The sequence below is a fragment of the Sporomusa sp. genome (assembly GCF_035561255.1).
Lineage (GTDB): Bacteria > Bacillota > Negativicutes > Sporomusales > Sporomusaceae > Sporomusa.
Window position 1 is genome coordinate 1 of record NZ_DATMXX010000349.1, and the last position, 3,724, is coordinate 3,724.

The following is a 3,724-nucleotide window of genomic DNA, read 5'->3' on the forward strand; positions in this document are numbered from 1 at the left end:
ATATTAGTCCTTCTGGAGTGGATTAATGAGATGGAGTGTAAGTATACAAAATACAAAACAAGCTGTATAATGTAAGTAAAGTGGATTGGGTATTGTTTACGAAAAAACCGGGGAGGATTGTATCATGACTACAAATGCTCAAAAGTACTGTGCCGAACTCTATCGTAGGGTTGTCGAACGAAATGCAAACGAACCGGAATTCCACCAAACAGTCCAGGAAGTACTTGGGTCTTTGGTGCCTGTTCTTGAGAAAAACCCTGAATATATTGAGCTTGGAATTGCTGAGAGGATTGTGGAACCAGAACGGCAATTTATATTCCGTGTACCTTGGATGGATGACATTGGCAGGGTAAGAGTGAACCGCGGATTCCGGGTTCAATTCAACAGTGCGATTGGGCCTTACAAAGGAGGCTTGCGTTTCCACCCGTCTGTTAACCTCGGCATTATCAAGTTCCTCGGGTTTGAGCAGACCTTCAAGAATTCCCTGACTAGTTTGCCGATGGGGGGCGGCAAAGGCGGCTCTGATTTCGATCCAAAAGGCAAATCTGATGCAGAAGTAATGCGATTCTGTCAGAGTTTCATGACGGAACTGTATCGCTATATCGGTCCGAATACTGATGTGCCGGCAGGTGATCTTGGCGTCGGTGGCCGGGAGATTGGCTACCTTTTTGGACAATATAAGAGAATAATAGGCAGTTATGAAAATGGCGTTCTAACCGGAAAAGGTCTTACTTATGGCGGTAGCTTAGCTCGTCCGGAAGCTACGGGCTTTGGAATCACTTATTTCTGCCAGGAAATGTTGAAGTCCAAAGGCACATCCTTTGAGGGTAAAACTGTCGCTGTGTCCGGCTTTGGCAATGTTACTTGGGGAACGGTAAAAAAGGTTACTGAATTGGGTGGCAAGGTTGTTACCCTTTCAGGTCCTGACGGATATGTATACGATCCTGACGGCGTCAATGGAGAGAAAATTGAATATCTGCTTGAAATGCGAGCATCCTGCCGCGACCAGGTTCAAGATTACGCCGAGAAATATGGCGTTACATTCTATCCGGGTGAAAAACCCTGGGGTGTTAAAGTTGACGTTATTATCCCCTGTGCAACTCAAAACGAGATTCTTATTGAAGATGCCAAAAAGATTGTTGCGAACGGGGTCAGATTTGTTTGCGAAGGAGCAAATATGCCCTGCACTAACGACGCAATTGAATACTTCCTGGAAAACGGAGTATATCTTGGACCTTCAAAAGCTGCCAATGCCGGCGGCGTAGCTGTTTCGGGTCTTGAAATGTCTCAAAACAGTATGCGTATAGCCTGGTCTTTTGAAGAAGTTGATGCTAAACTCAAGACTATTATGCTTAATATCTATAATAACGCCAGCAAGGCGGCTGAAGAGTATGGCTATAAGGATAACCTGGTTGTTGGCGCCAACATCGCTGGCTTTATTAAAGTTGCTGAAGCAATGAAAGCGCAAGGTTTGGTATAGAGCAAGTTTAATATGCAGTTGATTGTGAAACAATGAGATATGCAAAGCCGATTGAGGCTCGAATACCCCATTGTTTTTTATTGTCTATCTAGACAATTGACAATTATTGAAAGTACCATTAGTTATCGATTTACACGCACGTTCGAAGAAGTTTGTGCCGATATGGAATCACCGGATTATTCTGGAGGAACCGGATTCAAGCTGTACGCGATACACTCATCGTATGCCGATTGTTTTGACGGTTGCCGTTTGCAACGACAAAGCGGTTAACATGTACGAAAAGTTTGGGTTTGTTCCTGTTAGCGAGGAAATGGGCGAATTGGAAAATCGAGGGAGATATAAGTTGATGATCAACATGGCGGCTAAGGGAGGATTGTTTAGATGCGAAAAGTAATTTTAGATTTGGCGGTAACGTTAGACGGGTTTATCGAAGGCCTAAATGGTGAAGTAGATTGGTGTATCATGGATGAGGAAATGGCATTTGAACAGTTCCTTAGTGAAATAGACACAATCGTATATGGGCGGAAAAGCTACGAGTTATGGGGGAAATATACCCCTTCTGATAAGGCTTCTGAATGTGAAAAGCAAATCTGGGCACTGGTTCATGGCAAAAAGAAAATCGTATTTTCTACTACATACACAGACTCAAGTGATGAGGTACAATACATTAATCGCAATATTGAAGCGGAAATAAGGAAGCTCAAGCAGGAACCTGGTAAAGATGTATGGCTATATGGCGGAGCAAGTTTAATTTCCACGTTTATAAACCTTGGGTTAGTGGATGAGTATCGACTATCTGTTCACCCGGTTGTGCTTGGAGCTGGCAAACCATTATTCGAAAGTTTGCATGAGCGACTCAGCCTTGTGCTTACGGATGTGCGAAGATACAGCTCGGGAGTGGTTCAAGTGGTGTACCGAACAAGGTAGTCTGCAAAAATGAGGTATATTTTCTCAGACAAAGGAAGAAGACATTATTAGGGAGCAAGTGATTGTTAGCTTGTTTGATGGATGGAGATTGGGTGTGAAAGGAAACGCCGGCTAGGGTGGTTTGATGACCATCTTAATCGATATTTACACACCCCTGTGGGATTTTGTTTTAATAGAAGCAACACGCTAACGAAAAGTTTGTCCGCTTGGTCTGGATCGTGACCCTTGGCCTGTCGGTGGTAAGCGGGAAGGCTGCAGGAAATGCCGCTTATCTAACCGGTTTGCCTGTCCGACGGCTCGTGGTTTTCGCTCCAACAGCTATGAAGTAATACTCAAGGATAAATACCTGCTTTCCGCTTTCATAACAGCGCATGAACGGCGACCAATGTTTGCTTGTCGTAAATGCGAACTTCTCCCATATATCCTTTCACCGTAAGGATATTGCCAGGATAGGTAACTGGTACAGAGTATTGGTTTCTGTCAAAGGCAATGAGGCTGTAGTGGTTGACCTTAGCCTCTCTGCATGAGCAACAGTCAAACGTGTGCTTAGACAAAGGTAATATCAAATCGCTTCTGAAAACTAATCTTCTGTTTGCCGCGTGGTTTAGCATTGAGCACCTGGCAACGAGATGATAGCCACTCATTCAAAGCCAAAATGGATGGAAATTCCGGAACCGGGGTAAAAGCATGAGCTTTGATGTAGCGGGCAAGGCCTTCAATGATTCCCTTTTCATTTCCTTTAGCGGGATTGTAAAATTGGCTGTCAAATCCATGATGTGCTCGAAATTTGAGTAGTTCTCTAGATACCGTTTTAGATGCTTGAATAGCATTTACTGGTTTTAGAAGAATGCTTTAGAACATTACATTGGTGCCATGTCCCATCGAAGAACACAAAACTCCAGCTTTGCGGCTGGAGTTTTGTATTGCACCTGATTGTGAAGTATTTGATGAAGCTAAAATTTCTTGCGCTAGTAACCCAGTTAAATTGAAATAGTTATAGTCGATTTTTCCCACCCCAAGTACACATCATATCCAAGATTGGAATCAGTGATTTTCCACGCTCCGATAAACTATATTCGACTTTTGGCGGAATCTGAGGATGTTCTGTGCGTATTATTAGTCGATCTTCTTCCATTTCTTTAAGTGTTTTACTTAAAGTCTTGAAGGAAATTGTACCAATTGAACGTTGTAGCTCATTGAATCGCATCACTGGCCTATATTCAGCAAGCCAGTAAATGATAATCATTTTATATTTACCGTTAATGAGTGATAATGTATATCCAAAATCAGTATTGTTTATATTTACACCAGTTAGAC

Annotated in this window: 5 protein-coding genes; 3 read left to right on the forward strand and 2 right to left on the reverse strand. The window is 42.9% G+C overall.

The features are described 5' to 3' along the window. Positions 1-124 precede the first annotated feature (124 nt). The 3 genes from gdhA to VN379_RS19835 all read left to right on the forward strand — a co-directional run bounded on the left by gdhA (position 125) and on the right by VN379_RS19835 (position 2,407). A complete protein-coding gene (gdhA, locus tag VN379_RS19825) occupies positions 125-1,480 on the forward strand; it encodes an NADP-specific glutamate dehydrogenase (RefSeq protein WP_325537043.1) in 1,356 nt (451 codons plus the stop codon). A 154-nt stretch (positions 1,481-1,634) separates the two neighbouring features. Continuing rightward, complete coding sequence (locus VN379_RS19830) at positions 1,635-1,874, forward strand: hypothetical protein (RefSeq protein ID WP_325537045.1); 240 nt, start codon at positions 1,635-1,637, stop codon at positions 1,872-1,874. Next, positions 1,862-2,407: a dihydrofolate reductase family protein gene (locus tag VN379_RS19835; protein WP_325537047.1), complete on the forward strand. Its 546-nt coding sequence runs from the start codon at positions 1,862-1,864 to the stop codon at positions 2,405-2,407. The genes VN379_RS19830 and VN379_RS19835 overlap by 13 nt, the downstream gene beginning before the upstream one ends. A gap of 359 nt (positions 2,408-2,766) precedes the next feature. Here VN379_RS19835 and VN379_RS25210 read toward each other — a convergent pair whose 3' ends face one another. Both VN379_RS25210 and VN379_RS19840 read right to left on the reverse strand, forming a co-directional pair. Beyond that, the gene (locus tag VN379_RS25210; RefSeq protein ID WP_414715020.1) at positions 2,767-3,051 is read right to left on the reverse strand and encodes a Mu transposase domain-containing protein; all 285 of its coding nucleotides are present in this window, start codon (positions 3,049-3,051) and stop codon (positions 2,767-2,769) included. Positions 3,052-3,401: 350 nt separating this feature from the next. Continuing rightward, on the reverse strand, positions 3,402-3,724 hold a 323-nt coding region (locus VN379_RS19840), incomplete at its 5' end, for a winged helix-turn-helix transcriptional regulator (protein WP_414715021.1).